Consider the following 16591-nt stretch of genomic DNA (forward strand, 5'->3'; position numbering starts at 1 on the left):
ACTGTTTTTTTGGCCGCAGGCGAATGAGGGCTTGAAGGACAGTAAAAAATGAGAAGAGGAGGGAATGGAATGAGAGAAGTGATATCGCTGCAGACAACGATCTTCCTGCTTGTATGGCTCGGATACGTCGTGAAAAAAAGGAAGATCATCGGATCGCAGGGGCAGAAGAATCTGACGGATCTCGTGATCTATGTGATCTTACCATGTAATATTTTGAAAGCATTTATGGCGGGACAGGCAGGAGAACATCTGAAAGATTATCTTGTGATCCTGGGGATCTCCATTGCGATCCAGATTTTCTGTACATTTTACGGAAAAATTGTCTATCGAAAAGAAGCGGTCGGAAGACGAAAATGTCTGGAGTACGGTACGATCTGTTCCAATGCGGGATTTTTGGGAAATCCGATCGCGGAGGGAGTCTTCGGAGCGGAGGGACTGGTTCTGGCGAGTTTCTTTTTGATTCCGCAGCGTATTATGATGTGGTCTGCCGGACTTGCCGTGTTTACCGGGAGTACCGATCGAAAGGCGACAGCAAAAAAAGTGCTGACCCATCCGTGTATCATTGCTTGTGTGATCGGATTGATCCTGATGTTGGGGAAAATAAAGCTGCCCGCCGGAATCGATGGAGCGATCTCGGCACTGGGGAATTGTAATACGGCAATGTCTATGGCGGTGATCGGAATGATCCTTGCAGAAATCGACTGGAAACAGTTCTGGGATCCGTCTGTGCTCCGGTATGCCGTGCACCGGCTGCTTGTGATCCCGGCGTGTGTGTTTGCGGCATGTTATTGTCTTGGCGTGAGCCGGGATGTGCTCGGTGTGAGCGTACTTTTGACTGCAATGCCTGCGGGTGCGACAACCAGTATCCTCGCGGAAAAATATGGAATGGAATCGGAATTTGCAACGAAGATGGTCGTCGTATCGACTTGCATTTCTCTGCTGACGATCTGTTTTTGGAGTACGATACTGAAATAAAAAAGTTGACAACCCTCCGGATTTGTTATACAATCGCGAATGTAACATTTCCGTAACAAATGTAACAAAAACGAAAAAAATAAAATTCGGAGGGATTACAAGATGTATTTTAATAAAAAAATGAGGAAAAGACTGGCGGTGACGACGGCAGGTCTGGTGCTTGCACTTGGAGTGAGCGTGCAGGCGGCGGAGCCGCGGGAGGATGGAGCGCGCCAGAGGGCGACCCCTGTCACAGCCGTGCAGGAAACGATGCAGACAACGTCAGCGGAAGCGGTTGATTTCGGAATGGAACAGGCAGAGACAGAACAGTCGGCGATTTCCATGGATCATCTGACGGATCCGCTGCATGCGGAAGAAACAGTACAGTTTCGTGCGAGAGAGATCGAGGAAGAAGCGATTCGGGCAAGACAGGAACAGATCACACAGGAGCGCGCGGCAGCCGAGCAGCAGAAAGTGACGCTTACGCCGGAGGAACAGGCGCTGCTTGCGTCCATCATTTTCTGTGAAGCGGGAAACCAGCCGTACGAGGGACAGGTTGCAGTCGGGGCGGTGATCCTGAACCGGGTGAAAAGCGGAAGTTATCCGAACAGTGTCGCAGAGGTGATCTACCAGCCGGGGCAGTTCGGACCGGCGATGACCGGTTGGCTGGATACCGTGCTTGCGTCGGGAAGCTACACGCCGACAGCGATGCAGGCGGCGGTTGATGCCGCAGCCGGAAGCAATCCGATCGGAGACTGCCTGTATTTCGGAAACGGAGATTACGGGATTTTGATCGGAGATCATTACTTTCATTAAGATATAGTTAAGATGTAGGAACGAAAAGCATGCAGTTCTCGGGAAAACCGGGGAGGGGCATGCTTTTTTGTTTTTGTTCCGCTATTCCCTCATGCTCTGTTTTGTGGTATTCTATATAGAAGATGCTTACCCAAAGTGTTTGCTTCGGGGAAGGCAGACGATACAAACCGATTTGGGAGGTATAAGTAAAGATGAGATTGAGCCAGTTATTGGAACGATTAGAATATGAAGTGGTACAGGGAACAGAGGATATTGCGATCACAACGTTGATCAATGACTCGAGGAAAGTAGAGCCGGGCAGTGTGTTTGTATGTATCAGCGGCGCGGTATCGGACGGACATCGTTTCGCGACGGAAGTTGCGGATAAGGGCGCGGCGGCGCTGATCGTGGAAAAAGAGGTGGAAGTGCCCGGGGATGTGACCGTGATCCGCGTGGAGGACTCCCGGTATGCACTGGCTCTGATGTCGGCGGCATATTTCGGCTATCCTGCAAATAAGCTGAAGATCATCGGGATCACCGGGACAAAGGGGAAGACGACAACAACCTATATGATCCGGTCGATCCTCGAAGAGGTCGGACGCAAGGTAGGACTGATCGGAACGATCGAGGCGATCATCGGAGAGAAACATATCCCTGCGGCAAATACGACGCCGGAATCTTATACGATCCAGAAATATTTTGCCGAGATGGTGGAAGCCGGATGTGACACGGTTGTGATGGAAGTATCCTCTCAGGGGCTGATGCTGAACCGGACAGCCGGCATTCCGTTTGAGATCGGGATTTTCACCAATCTGGGAAAAGACCACATCGGTCCGAACGAGCATGCGGATTTTGAAGATTACAAACGCTGTAAGGGACTGCTGTTCAAACAGTGTGAGCTTGGAATCGCCAACGGAGACGATCCGTGGTTTGAAGATGTGTTCAAAGAGGCAACCTGCAAAGTGGAGACGTTTGGATTTGAGGAGAAAAATGATCTGCGGGCGGTGGATACCCGACTTGTCAGCAGACCGGGATATCTCGGCGTTGCCTATCATGTGGCGGGGCTGATGGATTTTGATGTGGAGATCGACGTTCCGGGAACGTTCAGCGTGTATAATTCGCTGACTGCGATCGCGGTCTGCCGTCATTTCGGCGTGCCGGAAGAGGTGATCAAAAGTGCTCTGAAAGTTGCAAAAGTAAAAGGGCGGATCGAGATGGTCAAAGTATCGGATGAATTTACTTTGATGATCGATTATGCGCACAATGCCATGAGTCTGGAAAGTCTTCTGACAACGTTGAAGGAATATCATCCGTCCCGTCTTGTCTGCCTGTTCGGCTGCGGCGGCAACCGTTCCAAAGACCGCAGATATGAAATGGGTGAAGTGTCGGGGCGGCTGGCAGATCTGACGATCATCACATCGGACAATCCTCGGTTCGAGGATCCGCAGGCGATCATCGACGACATCAAACAGGGAATCGGAAAGACCGATGGAAAATATGTCGAGATCTGTGACCGGAAAGAGGCGATCCGCTACGCGATCGAACACGGACAGCCGGGAGATGTGATCGTTCTGGCAGGAAAAGGACATGAAGATTATCAGGAGATCGAGGGCGTCAAACATCCGATGGATGAGCGGGTCCTGATCCAAGAAGTTCTGGAAGAACTCGGAAAATAAAGGAAAAGTAGGTGAATGCAGGTTCATGTTTGCGAACATCATTGTCGATATCACACATGAAAAACTGGATAAGATCTTTCAATACAGAGTCCCCTCCCGTCTGGCAGGGGAACTTTCTGTTGGTATGGAAGTTTTTGTTCCTTTCGGCAAATGGAACCGGCAGACGAAAGGATACGTCGTTGGTTTTTCGGAAACCTGTGATTATGATCTGTCAAAAGTAAAAGAGATCGCGGATATTTCCCGGGACGGGATCGCGATCGAGGGGAAGCTTGTGGCGTTGGCGGCGTGGATGAAAGAGCAGTACGGCGGCACGATGATCCAGGCGCTGAAAACCGTACTTCCGATCAAACAGAAAGAGAACGCGAAAATGAAAAAGCGGATCCGGCTGCTGCTTGACAAGGACACGGGGAAGAAAAAGCTTGACTATTATCTGGAAAAAAATCAGAAAGCCCGCGCACGGCTTCTGGCGGCGCTTCTGGATGAACCGGTGCTGGAATATGAACTGGTGAGTAAAAAGCTGAACATTACGCTCTCTGTGATCCGCGCGTTGGAAGAGCAGGGCGTGGTCGCTTTGGAAGAAGAACGTGTTTTCCGCAATCCGGTGCGGGGAAAAGAACAGGAAGCAAGAACGATCACATTTACCGAAGAACAACAGCATGCGATCGATGTGTTTCGGGAAGACTATGAGCAGAAACGATATGGAACGTATCTTGTCCACGGCGTGACGGGGAGCGGGAAGACAGAAGTTTATATCGAGATGATCCGCCGGGTGGCGGACTCCGGAAGACAGGCGATCGTGCTGATCCCGGAGATCGCGCTGACATTTCAGACCGTGATGCGGTTTTACCGGTGTTTCGGCGACCGGGTATCGATCATGAATTCCCGGTTGTCTGCGGGGGAACGGTATGACCAGCTGATGCGCGCGAAAAGCGGAGAGGTGGACGTGATGATCGGACCGAGATCCGCATTGTTTACACCATTTCCTAATTTAGGGCTGATCGTGATCGACGAAGAACATGAGAATACTTACAAAAGCGAACAGACGCCGAGATACCATGCGAGAGAGACTGCCGAGGCAAGAGCAAAGATGGAGGGGGCGAGCGTCGTCCTCGGATCGGCGACGCCGTCGATGGAATCCATGTACCGTGCCCGTCTCGGAGAATATCGTCTGTTGGAATTGAAGAAACGTTCCCGAGAGCAGGAGATGGCGGATGTATATGTGACCGATCTGCGGGAAGAATTAAAAAATGGAAACCGTTCGATTCTTAGCGAAAAACTGCAGGAATTGATGGAAGACCGATTAAACAGACACGAACAGATCATGTTGTTTTTGAACCGGAGAGGATATGCGGGATTCATCTCCTGCCGGGAGTGCGGCTATGTTGTGAAATGCCCTCACTGCGACGTGTCGCTTTCGTTTCATCGGGGCGGGAAAATGGTATGTCATTACTGCGGACATGAGGAGGCGAAGCCGAATGTCTGTCCGGAATGCGGCTCCAGACATATCGGCGAATTTAAGGCGGGGACTCAGCAGATCGAGGACATCGTGAAGCGGCGTTTTCCCGAGGCGAGAGTGCTCCGCATGGATATGGATACGACCCGGGAAAAAGACGGACATGAGAAGATCCTCGCCGCATTCGCCAACGAAGAGGCGGATGTGCTGGTGGGAACCCAGATGATCGTAAAAGGACACGATTTCCCGAATGTGACGCTGGTCGGAGTGCTGGCGGCGGATATGTCGCTTTACAGCGATGATTACCGGGCGGGAGAGCGGACGTTCCAGCTGTTGACTCAGGCGGTCGGAAGAGCCGGGCGCGGTGAGAAAAAAGGAGAGGCAGTGATCCAGACGTATAGCCCGGAACATTACGCGGTGGTGACGGCAGCCGCGCAGGATTATGCGGCATTTTATGAGGAAGAGATCCGGTATCGTTCTCTGATGGGGTATCCGCCGGTGGAAAATCTGCTGGCAGTGTTTGCAAGCGGAAAAGACGAGGCGCATTTGGAAACGGGATGCCGGTATCTGAAAGAGTATGCAAAACGAGTGTGCCAGGCGGATCCGTCAAGTCCGGTGGAGATCATCGGGCCCGCAAGTCCGGGGATCGGAAAAATAAACGACGTCTATCGAAAAGTACTCTACCTCAAAACGGAAAGATATGATACACTGGTAAAGATAAAGAACCGACTGGAACAATATATAGAAGTAAATTCCGGATTCAATACGATCCGGATCCAATTTGACTTTAATCCAATGAATGTATTTTGACAAAAGGAGAAAAATTATGGCAATCAGAGAAATCAGGGAGATCGGAGACGATATTTTAAACAAACCTTGCAAAAAAGTAACAAAGATGACGATGAGAACACAGATTCTGATCGATGACATGCTGGATACGATGTATGAAAAAATGGGAGTCGGTCTGGCGGCGTCCCAGGTCGGGATTCTGAAGCAGATCGTCGTGATCGACGTCGGTGAGGGACCGATCGTTCTGATCAACCCGGAGATCATCGAGACGTCCGGAGAGCAGACCGGAGAAGAGGGATGCTTAAGTGTTCCGGGAAAATGGGGCATTGTGACCCGTCCGAATGTCGTAAAGGTACGGGCGCTCAACGAAGAGATGGAAGAATTTGAACTGGAGGGCGAGGGGCTTTTGGCACGCGCGTTCTGCCATGAGATCGATCATCTCTCGGGAAATCTTTACGTAGACAAAGTGGAAGACGGACTTCATGACGTGACATATGAAGAGCAGGAGGATGAGGAATAGGATGAAGATCATTTTCATGGGAACCCCGGATTTTTCCGTGGGTACATTGGAAGCGCTTGTGGAAGCGGGACATGACGTATGTCTGACGGTGACGCAGCCGGATAAGCCGAAAGGCAGAGGAAAAGAGATGCAGTTTACTCCGGTGAAAGAGGCGGCTCTGCGTCTGGGGATCCCGGTGTACCAGCCGAAACGTGTCCGGGAAGCCGAATGCGTGGAAGAGCTGCGCAAATATCAGGCGGATGTGATGGTCGTCGTGGCATTTGGACAGATCCTGCCGGAAGAGATCCTTGGGATGACGCCGTACGGCTGTATCAATGTCCATGCGTCGCTGCTTCCGAAGTACCGCGGAGCCGCGCCGATCCAGTGGTCGATCATCAGCGGGGAACAAGTGACCGGAGTGACGACGATGCAGATGGACGCCGGACTGGACACCGGAGATATGCTTTTGAAAACGGAAGTGGCGATCACAGCGGAGGAGACCGGAGAGAGCCTCCATGATAAACTGGCCAAAGCCGGGGCGGCGCTCTGTGTGGAGACGCTCGAACGACTGCAGGATGGTACATTGAAGCCGGAGAAGCAGGGAGAATCACCGACACCGTATGCGAAGATGCTGGACAAAAAGATGGGCAATATCGACTGGACCCGCCCGGCTGCGGAGATCGAGCGGCTTGTGCGCGGACTGAATTCCTGGCCAAGCGCATATACGCACTGGGATAAGAAAGTGATGAAAATCTGGAAAGCAAAAGTGGTTTCGCAAGCAGACTTTGACGCGACGATCGATGTGCTGAAAAAAACGGCTCCGGGAACTGTTGTAACAGTAGAGAAAGAACGCTTTCTTGTACAGACGGGAGACGGACTTCTGGCAGTGGAAGAACTGCAGATCCCGGGGAAAAAACGAATGGAGACAAGTGCATTTCTGAGGGGATATACATTTGAGGAGGGAACGGTTCTGACGGACGGTTCCAAAGAATAATCTGTAACACTCAGGAGGAGAAACCATGTTTTATTATTATGATCCAACGTATAGTCTCGTATTGATCGGCGTCGTGATCTGTATGCTTGCGTCGAGCAGAGTGAACCATGTATTCCGGCGGTATGCTTCGGTGAGAAGCATGAGCGGGATGACGGGAAGAGAGGTTGCGGAGCGGATCCTGCGCGCCAATGGGATCTATGACGTACAGGTCTGTCATATTTCGGGGCATCTAAACGATCATTATGATCCGAGAAACAAGATCCTGCGGCTTTCCGATGCGACGTATAATTCGCCGTCGGTGGCAGCGATCGGCGTGGCGGCACATGAGTGCGGGCATGCCGTGCAGCATGCAGTCGGATATGCGCCGTTAAAGATACGGGGAGCGCTCGTGCCGGTGGCGAATTTCGGTTCGACCCTTGCATGGCCGCTGATCCTGATCGGACTTCTGATCCGAAGCGATGCGGCAGTCCTTTTGATCAATCTGGGAATCCTTTTGTTTTCCGCGGCGGTATTGTTCCAGATCGTGACATTGCCGGTGGAATTCAATGCATCGAGAAGAGCGGTGCAGGCGTTGGAAAAGGGCGGGATGCTCTACGGAGAAGAGATAGACGGAACGAAAGCGGTGCTTCGGGCGGCGGCGCTGACCTATGTGGCAAGCGCGGCGTCCATGATCCTGCAGCTTCTGCGTCTCATTATAATAGGAGGAAGAAGACAGGATGACTAACAAACCGGTCAGTGAGCGGGAGCTGGTGCTTGGGATTCTGCTCGAGGTAACGGAACACGGCGGATACAGCCATCTGGTGCTTCGGGACGTCCTTGCAAAGTATCAGTATCTGGACAAAAAAGAGCGTGCCTTTATCACAAGAGTGAGCGAGGGGACGCTGGAACATATGATGGAACTGGACTATATTCTGGATCAGTTCTCAAAAGTGAAAGTAAAGAAGATGAAACCGGTGATCCGCAATCTGCTGCGGAGCGCCGTGTATCAGCTGAAATATATGGACAGTGTGCCGGACGCTGCGGTCTGCAACGAGTCGGTGAAGCTGGCGGTGAAAAAAGGCTTCGGAAGTCTCCGGGGATTTGTGAACGGGGTGCTGCGGAATGTGGCGCGGAATTTGGACAATGTATCTTATCCGGAAGATCCGGTTGACAATCTCTCGATCCGTTATTCGATGCCGCGCTGGATTTTGGAATTGTGGATCCCCGCTTACGGCATGGAAAACGTGGAGCGGATGCTGCAAAGTTTTCAGGAAGAGCAGCCTCTTGTGATCCGGTGCAGGGATGAAAATGTCCCGGAGCATTTGCGGGCGGAGGGCGTACATGCAGAACCGCATCCGTATTTGCCGTATGCATGGCAGATTTCCGGATTTGACTATCTGGGCGGTCTTGAGAGCTTCCGGAACGGGGAATTTTCGGTGCAGGACATCAGCTCGATGCTGGTCGGCGAGACGGCGGATCCGCAGGAAAATGACTATGTGATCGACGTGTGCGCGGCACCCGGCGGAAAATCCATCCATGTGGCGGAAAAGCTCGGCGGAAGCGGACATGTGGAGGCAAGAGACCTGACGCTTTACAAGGTGGGGATGATCGAAGAAAATATCGAGAGGACCGGACTTCTTAATATAGAAGCGGTCTGTCAGGATGCACTGGTATATGATGAGGAAAGCAGAGAAAAAGCAGACATTGTGATCGCGGATCTGCCGTGTTCGGGACTCGGTGTTCTCGGAAAGAAGACCGATCTGAAATACAAAGCGACAAAGCAGGGGGCGGATGATCTGGCGCAGATGCAGCGGGAGATGCTGGATGTTGTCTGCCGGTATGTGAAACCCGGGGGGAAGCTTCTGTACAGCACATGTACCGTCAATCCGGCGGAGAATGAAGAAAATGTCCGGTGGTTTTTGGAGACACATCCGGAATTTGAACTTGCAGATCTTCGGGAGAGTATGAAGCAGTGGAAGACGGAAGTATGTGAGGAACTTGTGCGGGCGGTATCGGAAGCGGGATGGCTTCAGCTTTTGCCGGGGATCCATAAAAGCGACGGCTTCTTTATTGCGGGCTTAAGAAAAAGAAAGTAAAGGATTAAAAAAGAGCATGGAAAAGAAAGACATTCGTGCATATACATATGAACAGTTACAGGAAGAACTGAGCGGGATCGGTGAGAAAGCGTTCCGGGGGAAGCAGATTTACGAATGGCTGCATGTACGGCTGGCGGATTCATTTGACGAGATGACGAATCTCTCAAAAGCGCTGCGGGAAAAACTGGAAGCGCAGTATGTGATCCTCCCCGTGGAACCGGCAGCCAGACAGGAGTCGAAGCTGGACGGGACGAACAAATTCCTGTTCCGTCTCTGGGACGGTAATATGGTGGAAAGTGTGCTGATGCGCTATAAGCACGGCAATTCGGTCTGCATTTCTTCACAGGTCGGATGCCGGATGGGCTGCAGATTCTGTGCGTCGACGATCGACGGGCTGGAACGTAACCTTTCCCCGTCGGAAATGCTCGGGCAGATCTATCAGATCCAGAAGATGATCGGGGAGAGAGTTTCCAATGTTGTCATCATGGGAACTGGAGAACCGCTGGATAATTACGAGAACTTCCTGACGTTTATCCGGCTTTTGACGGATGAACACGGTCTGCATATCAGTCAGAGAAATATTACCGTGTCCACCTGCGGTATCGTTCCGAGAATGTATGATCTGGCAAAAGAAAAGCTGCAGATCACACTGGCGTTATCCCTGCATGGTTCCACGCAGGAGAAGCGGAAACAATTGATGCCGGTGGCGAACAAATATGATCTTCGGGAAGTACTGGAAGCGTGCGACAATTATTTTCACGAGACGGGACGGCGGATCACATTTGAGTACAGTATGGTGCACGGAGTCAATGATACGGAGGAAGACGCCAGGGAACTGAGCGCGCTTTTAAAGCATCGGAACTGCCACTTAAACCTGATTCCGGTGAACCCGATCAAGGAGCGTGATTTTGAGCGTCCGGATCGGAAAAATGCACTGAATTTCAAAAATAAACTTGAAAAAAGCGGAATTAATGTTACTATAAGAAGAGAAATGGGCTCAGATATCGACGGCGCCTGTGGACAATTAAGACGAAGCTACCAGGGTTGAAAGGAGAACAAGATGAAGACATTTTCGATCACCGATGTTGGTATGGTAAGACAAGTGAATCAGGACTATGTCTATACGACAGACAAACCATTAGGACCTCTCCCCAATCTGTATGTTGTGGCAGACGGCATGGGCGGACATCAGGCAGGCGATTTTGCATCGAAGTACACCGTAGAAGTATTGAAGCGGGAACTCGCGGCAAGTCAGGAGGAAGATATCGAGAAAGCGCTTGTTTCAGCGATCAAGACAGCCAATCACGAGATCATCAAAAAGGCGTCGGAAGACCCGCATTTAAAGGGGATGGGAACGACGATCGTAGTGGCGACGATCGTACGCCATATGATGTATTTTGCGAATGTGGGAGACAGCCGTCTTTACCTGATCAATCAGGGGATCACACAGCTGACGAAAGACCACTCTCTTGTAGAAGAGATGGTCCGGCTTGGAGGCATCAAACCGGAAGAGGCAAAGCATCATCCGGATAAGAATATCATCACACGCGCCATCGGTGCGAAAGCGGATGTAGAGGTAGATTTTTATGAGCACCGTCTGAAACGGGGAGACATCATTCTGATGTGTACAGACGGTCTCAGCAATATGGTGGAAGACGAAGAGTTGTTCCATATCGTGCAGGGAGGAAGAGACATCGTAGAATCCGGCACATCGCTGGTGGAGACAGCGAAAGAGAACGGCGGCACGGATAATATCGGGGTCGTGCTGACAGAACCGTTTACGGATGAGGTGAGTATATGTTAAAAGAAGGTATATTTTTAGGGAAGCGCTATGAGATTCTGGAACGGATCGGTTCCGGCGGAATGGCGGATGTGTATAAGGGGAAAGACCACAAGCTGAACCGTTTTGTGGCAGTAAAAGTATTAAAGAGCGATTATCGTTCCGATGAAGTATTTATCCAGAAGTTTTTGAGCGAAGCGCAGGCGGCGGCAGGACTGATGCATCCGAATGTGGTCAATGTCTATGATGTGGGGCAGGATCGCGGGCTTTACTATATGGTCATGGAACTTGTGGAGGGTATTTCTCTGAAAGATTATATAGAGAAGAAAGGACAGCTTTCCGCGAAAGAGACGATCAGTATCTCGATCCAGATGGTGACCGGAATTCAGGCGGCGCACAATCAGCATATCATTCACAGGGATATCAAGCCGCAGAATATCATCATTTCCAAAGACGGAAAAGTAAAGGTGACGGATTTCGGGATCGCGCGGGCGACGACTTCGACGAACACGATCAGCACCAACGTGATGGGATCGGTGCACTACACTTCGCCGGAGCAGGCGCGGGGCGGAATCGTGGACGAGAAGAGCGACATATACTCCGCGGGCATCACGATGTATGAGATGATCACGGGGCATGTTCCGTTTGACGGTGATTCTACGGTGGCAGTCGCGATCAAGCATCTGCGGGAAGAGATCAAGTCGCCGTCTGAGGAAGTACCGGATATTCCGTACAGTCTTGAGTGCATCATTATGAAATGTACCCAGAAGAATACGACGATGCGGTATCAGAACTGTCAGGAACTGATCAATGATCTGAAACGTTCCCTTGTCGATCCAAATGGGAACTTTGTGAATATACCGGGACACGTTGGCGGAGATGCTACAGTTGTAATGTCGGAGGACGAACTGCGGCGGGTGCAGGATCAGAGTTATGATCAGGATGATTATGACGATGATGACGATGATGACTACGGCGACGACTACGACAATGATTATGACGACGATTATGATGACGATGATTATGATCAGAGCGATTATGACGATGATGATTATGACGATCGCGCATACGACAGCAGGCAGAGACGGGATGGGAAGAACGGACGCAAAAACGGTGTCGATCCAAATACGCGGAAGATCATGAAGATCCTTTTGGTTGTGGCGATCGCGGTGTTTGCGATCGGTACGATCTTTGTGATCGGTCAGGCTGCCGGGATGTTCAAGTCGAATCCGAAAGTCACGGATGAAAAGGGAAAAGCACAGGTGACAGTACCGGATATCTTAGGTATGACGGTGGAAGAAGCGACGGAAACGCTTAACAAAAAAGGGCTGGGACTTTCCATTGCAGAGCGCGCCTACTCGGACAAATACGAAAAAGGCGAGATCATGGAGCAGAAAACCGCAGCCAATAAAAAGGTAGATAAGAATACCGAGATCCAGGTCGTTGTCAGCAACGGGGAAGAGATTCTGACCGTGGCAGTTCCGGATGTCAGCGGACAGTCCGAATCTGCGGCGCAGAAGACACTGGAAGATGCAAATCTGGTCGTGGATTCGGAATCCAAGTATGACGATCATATTGAGGCCGGCAAGGTCATCTCCACGGATCCGGCGGCGGGCATGGAAGTCGAAGAGGGCACGCATGTGAAGATGTATGTGAGCATGGGTGTTGAGAAAGTAGAAGTTCCGCAGATCACGGGCATCACTTCCGAGGAAGCGCAGGCGGCGCTTGCGGCGGTCGGGCTGATCGGGGGAAGTGTGACGGAAGAATACAGTGAAGAATATGATGCGGGATATGTGATTTCACAGGGAAAAAGCGCCGGAAGCAAGCTGGAGAAAGGATCTGCAGTGGATTATGTGGTGAGCAAAGGCTCCAGTAAAGTAGAAGTTCCGGATCTGTACGGCATGACGATGGCAGAAGCGCAGCAGGCACTCTCCGATCTCGGACTGGTCAGCGGCGCAGTGACAAGCGGAGGACACAGTGATCTTCCGGAGGGACAGGTGATGTCTCAGACGATCGCACCGGGAAGTCATGTGGATCGCGGAACCGCGATCGATTTCCAGACAAGCGACGGACCGGAAGTGGTTCCGATCGTGCCGAGTACACCGGATAACGGCGGATCTTCAGGCAGCAATAACAGTGGCAGCGGCTCTACAGACGATAAGTCGTCGAGCAGGAAAACAGAGTGAGATTGACAGATAACTATATGCAGGGAAAGATTATAAAAGGAATTGCCGGATTCTACTATGTTGACATAGTAGAATCCGGTCTTTATGAGTGTAAAGCCCGGGGCGTGTTCCGAAAAGAAAAGATGAAACCGCTTGTCGGGGACGAAGTAGAGATCGAAGTACTCGATGAGACAGAAAAAACCGGGAATATCACACAGGTTCTTCCGCGGAAGAATGAGCTGATCCGCCCGGCGGTGGCGAATATCGATCAGGCGCTTGTCGTATTTGCAGTGACCGATCCGAAACCGCATTACAATCTGCTGGACCGGTTTCTTGTGATGATGGAACGAAAAGAGATCCCTGTCGTTCTTTGTTTTAACAAGCAGGATCTCTCGGAAGAAAAAGAATTACGGGAATTAGAAGCCGTTTACCGCCCGTGCGGATATCCGGTGATCTTCACCAGCGCGCGCGAGCAGGAGAATATCGAACAGGTAAAAGAACTTCTTCGAGGGAAGACGACGACGATCGCCGGCCCCTCCGGCGTGGGAAAATCTTCGTTGATCAATCTTCTCCAACCGGATGTGCGGATGGAGACCGGGAGCATCAGCAAAAAGATCGCGAGGGGAAAGCATACGACGCGGCATTCGGAACTGATCCTTGTTGAGAAAGGAACCTATATTATTGATACGCCGGGATTCAGCTCTCTTTATGTCAATGATTTTGAGAAAGAAGAGCTAAAGGCGTATTTTCCTGAATTTCTGCCCTTTGAGGGACAGTGCAGGTTCAACGGATGCAGTCATGTGCATGAACCGGGATGCGCGGTGAAAGAAGCCGTGGAAAACGGGAAAATACATCCGATCCGCTATCAGGACTATGTGGAGATGTATCGCGAACTGCAGGAGAAAAAGCGTTATTAGAACAAGATGTGATGATAAAAGGAGACAAACGAATGATGGAACGAATTCTAGCGCCGTCGATCTTGTCGGCAGATTTCAAAGTGTTGGGAGAGCAGATGGAACTCTGCGAAAAAAGCGGAGCAAAATATCTGCATTTTGATGTGATGGACGGGATGTTTGTAAAGAATCTTTCTTTTGGGGTTCCGGTCCTTGCATCGATCCAGGGACATACCGGACTTGTGATGGACGTACATTTGATGATCGAAGAGCCGATCCGTTATGCGGAGGCATTTGCAAACGCCGGAGCAGATATATTGACGGTGCATTATGAGGCGTGTGAAAATCTGCAGGAAACCGTGGATAAGATCCATGCGTGCGGTATGAAAGCGGGAATCACGATCAAACCGGATACGCCGGTGGACGTACTTATGCCGTATCTGGATCAGGCGGAGATGTTCCTGATCATGAGCGTGGAACCGGGAAAAGGCGGACAGAAGTTTATCCCGGAGTCGCTGGAGAAGATCCGGACACTGCGCGCGCTTCTGGAAGAGCGCGGACTGCATACCGATATCGAAGTAGACGGAGGGATCGGTCTCGATAACGTGAAAACGGTTCTGGATGCCGGAGCCAATGTGATCGTAGCAGGATCCGCCGTATTTAAGGGAGATCTTTCGGAAAATGTTTCGGAATTTGTGAGGATATTTGAGGAAGATGAGTAAGCAGACGGTGATTGTCAGCGGCGGGGCGCTGGAAGAGGAGTTTACCCTGAATATTTTGAACAGTGAAGATACGGAATTTGTGATCGGCGTCGACCGCGGGCTGGGTTTCTTGTATGACCATAAGATAGAACCGGATTATATTGTCGGAGATTTTGACAGCGCACCTGCCGAGATCGTGCAGTATTATCGGGAGAATACCGATGTGCCGATCCGCACGTTCAATCCGGTGAAAGATGCGTCCGACACCGAGATCGCAATGCGGCTCTGTCTGGGGCTTCGCCGGCAGCGGATCGTTCTGCTTGGCGCAACCGGGAACCGGATGGATCACGCCTGGGCGAACGTGCAGATCTTAAAGATCGCGCTGGATGCCGGCGCGGAGGCCGTGATCATGGATCCGTGGAATAAGATCCGGCTGATCAACGGGAATACTGTGCTCAAAAAAGACGAGGCGTATGGAAAATATTTTTCGGTGTTTCCGCTTGGGCAGACGGTTGTGGATTTTAGTATCAAAGGGGCAAAATATCCGCTGAACCACCATACATTGACACCGTGGGACAGCCTCTGCGTCAGCAATGAATTTGCGGCGGATGAGGTGGAGATCTCATTTCCGATCGGGGATGTGATCTTGATGGAGACGAGAGATCAGCAGAGAAAAAAGAATTGACAGGAGGAAATAGAAAGCATGAAACTTGGAATCGTCGGGTTACCGAACGTGGGAAAAAGTACATTATTTAATTCATTGACAAAGGCAGGGGCGGAATCCGCAAACTATCCGTTCTGTACGATCGACCCGAATGTCGGCGTTGTGACTGTGCCGGATAAGCGGCTGGATGTGCTGGGGGAAATGTACCACACAAAGAAGATCGTTCCGGCAGCTATTGAATTTGTAGATATCGCAGGACTTGTAAAAGGAGCGTCCAAAGGCGAGGGACTCGGAAATCAGTTCCTTGCCAACATCCGTGAGGTGGATGCGATCGTGCATGTGGTACGTTGCTTTGAGGACAGCAATATTGTTCATGTGGACGGAAGCATCGATCCGATCCGTGACATCGAGACGATCAATCTGGAACTGATCTTCTCCGATCTTGAGATTCTGGAACGCCGGATCGCAAAGACGGTCAAGCTCTCAAGAAATGATAAGACAGCGGCGAAAGAACTGGATCTGTTAAATCGTCTGAAAGCACATCTGGAAGAGAATAAGATGGCAAAAAGTTTCCATACAGACGATGAGGAAGAGCAGGAGTGGCTTGCGGGCTACAATCTTCTGACCGCGAAACCGGTGATCTTTGCGGCAAATGTATGTGAGGACGATCTGGCGGACGACGGCGCGGGAAATGCCGGAGTTCAGGCTGTGCGCGAGTATGCAGAAGCGGAGGACTGCGAAGTATTTGTTGTCTGCGCACAGATCGAGCAGGAGATCGCAGAGCTGGACGACGAAGAAAAGAAAATGTTTTTGGAAGATCTGGGATTGGAAGAGTCCGGATTGGAGAAACTGATAAAAGCAAGCTATCATCTTCTCGGTCTGATCAGCTATCTGACAGCAGGCGAGCCGGAGGTGCGCGCATGGACGATCAAGCGGGGAACGAAAGCGCCGCAGGCAGCCGGAAAGATCCATTCCGATTTTGAGCGTGGATTTATCCGTGCGGAGATCGTAAGCTATGATGATCTGATGGCTTGCGGAACGCATGCGGCCGCAAAAGAGAAAGGTCTTGTCCGTCTGGAGGGAAAAGACTATGTAGTGCAGGACGGCGACATCATCCTGTTTAGGTTCAACGTATAAGAAAGGGGCGGGACCT

General features: G+C 51.1%; 15 protein-coding genes. All 15 read left to right on the top strand.

What is annotated here, in order from left to right:
- Nucleotides 1-69: 69 nt before the first annotated feature.
- The 15 genes from I2H87_RS07665 (at nt 70) to ychF (ending at nt 16575) form a co-directional block, all read left to right on the top strand.
- A complete protein-coding gene (locus tag I2H87_RS07665; RefSeq protein WP_195609660.1) occupies nt 70-975 on the top strand; it encodes an AEC family transporter in 906 nt (301 codons plus the stop codon).
- 102 nt (nt 976-1077) lie between these two features.
- Entirely contained in the window at nt 1078-1770 is a 693-nt protein-coding gene (locus I2H87_RS07670; protein WP_009268083.1) for a cell wall hydrolase, read from the top strand.
- A gap of 191 nt (nt 1771-1961) precedes the next feature.
- Nucleotides 1962-3425, top strand: a complete 1464-nt coding sequence (locus I2H87_RS07675) for a UDP-N-acetylmuramoyl-L-alanyl-D-glutamate--2,6-diaminopimelate ligase (RefSeq protein ID WP_195609661.1) — start codon at nt 1962-1964, stop codon at nt 3423-3425.
- A gap of 25 nt (nt 3426-3450) precedes the next feature.
- Nucleotides 3451-5688: a replication restart helicase PriA gene (priA, locus tag I2H87_RS07680; RefSeq protein WP_195609662.1), complete on the top strand. Its 2238-nt coding sequence runs from the start codon at nt 3451-3453 to the stop codon at nt 5686-5688.
- 16 nt (nt 5689-5704) lie between these two features.
- Nucleotides 5705-6187 (top strand): peptide deformylase, encoded by a 483-nt coding sequence (gene def / locus I2H87_RS07685; protein ID WP_009268080.1) that lies wholly within the window; start codon nt 5705-5707, stop codon nt 6185-6187.
- 1 nt (nt 6188) lies between these two features.
- Nucleotides 6189-7160: a methionyl-tRNA formyltransferase gene (gene fmt / locus I2H87_RS07690; RefSeq protein ID WP_195609663.1), complete on the top strand. Its 972-nt coding sequence runs from the start codon at nt 6189-6191 to the stop codon at nt 7158-7160.
- 25 nt (nt 7161-7185) lie between these two features.
- A complete protein-coding gene (locus I2H87_RS07695) occupies nt 7186-7884 on the top strand; it encodes a zinc metallopeptidase (protein ID WP_195609664.1) in 699 nt (232 codons plus the stop codon).
- The gene (gene rsmB / locus I2H87_RS07700; RefSeq protein ID WP_195609665.1) at nt 7877-9235 is read left to right on the top strand and encodes a 16S rRNA (cytosine(967)-C(5))-methyltransferase RsmB; all 1359 of its coding nucleotides are present in this window, start codon (nt 7877-7879) and stop codon (nt 9233-9235) included. Before I2H87_RS07695 ends, rsmB begins: the two co-directional genes overlap by 8 nt.
- A 16-nt stretch (nt 9236-9251) precedes the next feature.
- Nucleotides 9252-10283, top strand: a complete 1032-nt coding sequence (gene rlmN / locus I2H87_RS07705) for a 23S rRNA (adenine(2503)-C(2))-methyltransferase RlmN (protein WP_195609666.1) — start codon at nt 9252-9254, stop codon at nt 10281-10283.
- Between the two features lie 12 nt (nt 10284-10295).
- A complete protein-coding gene (locus tag I2H87_RS07710; RefSeq protein ID WP_009268075.1) occupies nt 10296-11039 on the top strand; it encodes a Stp1/IreP family PP2C-type Ser/Thr phosphatase in 744 nt (247 codons plus the stop codon).
- Nucleotides 11033-13201, top strand: a complete 2169-nt coding sequence (gene pknB, locus I2H87_RS07715) for a Stk1 family PASTA domain-containing Ser/Thr kinase (protein ID WP_195609667.1) — start codon at nt 11033-11035, stop codon at nt 13199-13201. Before I2H87_RS07710 ends, pknB begins: the two co-directional genes overlap by 7 nt.
- Before the next feature lie 17 nt (nt 13202-13218).
- Complete coding sequence (gene rsgA / locus I2H87_RS07720) at nt 13219-14097, top strand: ribosome small subunit-dependent GTPase A (RefSeq protein WP_195609700.1); 879 nt, start codon at nt 13219-13221, stop codon at nt 14095-14097.
- A 35-nt stretch (nt 14098-14132) separates the two neighbouring features.
- Nucleotides 14133-14795: a ribulose-phosphate 3-epimerase gene (gene rpe / locus I2H87_RS07725; protein WP_054704189.1), complete on the top strand. Its 663-nt coding sequence runs from the start codon at nt 14133-14135 to the stop codon at nt 14793-14795.
- Nucleotides 14788-15459 carry a thiamine diphosphokinase gene (locus tag I2H87_RS07730; RefSeq protein WP_054704164.1) on the top strand — a complete coding sequence of 224 codons (672 nt, stop codon included), beginning with the start codon at nt 14788-14790 and terminating at the stop codon, nt 15457-15459. The genes rpe and I2H87_RS07730 overlap by 8 nt, the downstream gene beginning before the upstream one ends.
- 18 nt (nt 15460-15477) lie before the next feature.
- Nucleotides 15478-16575 carry a redox-regulated ATPase YchF gene (gene ychF, locus I2H87_RS07735; RefSeq protein ID WP_009268070.1) on the top strand — a complete coding sequence of 366 codons (1098 nt, stop codon included), beginning with the start codon at nt 15478-15480 and terminating at the stop codon, nt 16573-16575.
- Nucleotides 16576-16591 lie beyond the last annotated feature (16 nt).

Source organism: Mediterraneibacter glycyrrhizinilyticus, assembly GCF_015560805.1.
Lineage (GTDB): Bacteria > Bacillota > Clostridia > Lachnospirales > Lachnospiraceae > Schaedlerella > Schaedlerella glycyrrhizinilytica_A.

What these genes read in the sequence shown, in the direction of transcription:
- I2H87_RS07665 (WP_195609660.1), top strand. Translation starts at nt 70, where the DNA reads ATGAGAGAAGTGATATCGCTGCAGACAACGATCTTCCTGCTTGTATGG.
- I2H87_RS07670 (WP_009268083.1), top strand. Translation starts at nt 1,078, where the DNA reads ATGTATTTTAATAAAAAAATGAGGAAAAGACTGGCGGTGACGACGGCA.
- I2H87_RS07675 (WP_195609661.1), top strand. Translation starts at nt 1,962, where the DNA reads ATGAGATTGAGCCAGTTATTGGAACGATTAGAATATGAAGTGGTACAG.
- priA (WP_195609662.1), top strand. Translation starts at nt 3,451, where the DNA reads ATGTTTGCGAACATCATTGTCGATATCACACATGAAAAACTGGATAAG.
- def (WP_009268080.1), top strand. Translation starts at nt 5,705, where the DNA reads ATGGCAATCAGAGAAATCAGGGAGATCGGAGACGATATTTTAAACAAA.
- fmt (WP_195609663.1), top strand. Translation starts at nt 6,189, where the DNA reads ATGAAGATCATTTTCATGGGAACCCCGGATTTTTCCGTGGGTACATTG.
- I2H87_RS07695 (WP_195609664.1), top strand. Translation starts at nt 7,186, where the DNA reads ATGTTTTATTATTATGATCCAACGTATAGTCTCGTATTGATCGGCGTC.
- rsmB (WP_195609665.1), top strand. Translation starts at nt 7,877, where the DNA reads ATGACTAACAAACCGGTCAGTGAGCGGGAGCTGGTGCTTGGGATTCTG.
- rlmN (WP_195609666.1), top strand. Translation starts at nt 9,252, where the DNA reads ATGGAAAAGAAAGACATTCGTGCATATACATATGAACAGTTACAGGAA.
- I2H87_RS07710 (WP_009268075.1), top strand. Translation starts at nt 10,296, where the DNA reads ATGAAGACATTTTCGATCACCGATGTTGGTATGGTAAGACAAGTGAAT.
- pknB (WP_195609667.1), top strand. Translation starts at nt 11,033, where the DNA reads ATGTTAAAAGAAGGTATATTTTTAGGGAAGCGCTATGAGATTCTGGAA.
- rsgA (WP_195609700.1), top strand. Translation starts at nt 13,219, where the DNA reads ATGCAGGGAAAGATTATAAAAGGAATTGCCGGATTCTACTATGTTGAC.
- rpe (WP_054704189.1), top strand. Translation starts at nt 14,133, where the DNA reads ATGGAACGAATTCTAGCGCCGTCGATCTTGTCGGCAGATTTCAAAGTG.
- I2H87_RS07730 (WP_054704164.1), top strand. Translation starts at nt 14,788, where the DNA reads ATGAGTAAGCAGACGGTGATTGTCAGCGGCGGGGCGCTGGAAGAGGAG.
- ychF (WP_009268070.1), top strand. Translation starts at nt 15,478, where the DNA reads ATGAAACTTGGAATCGTCGGGTTACCGAACGTGGGAAAAAGTACATTA.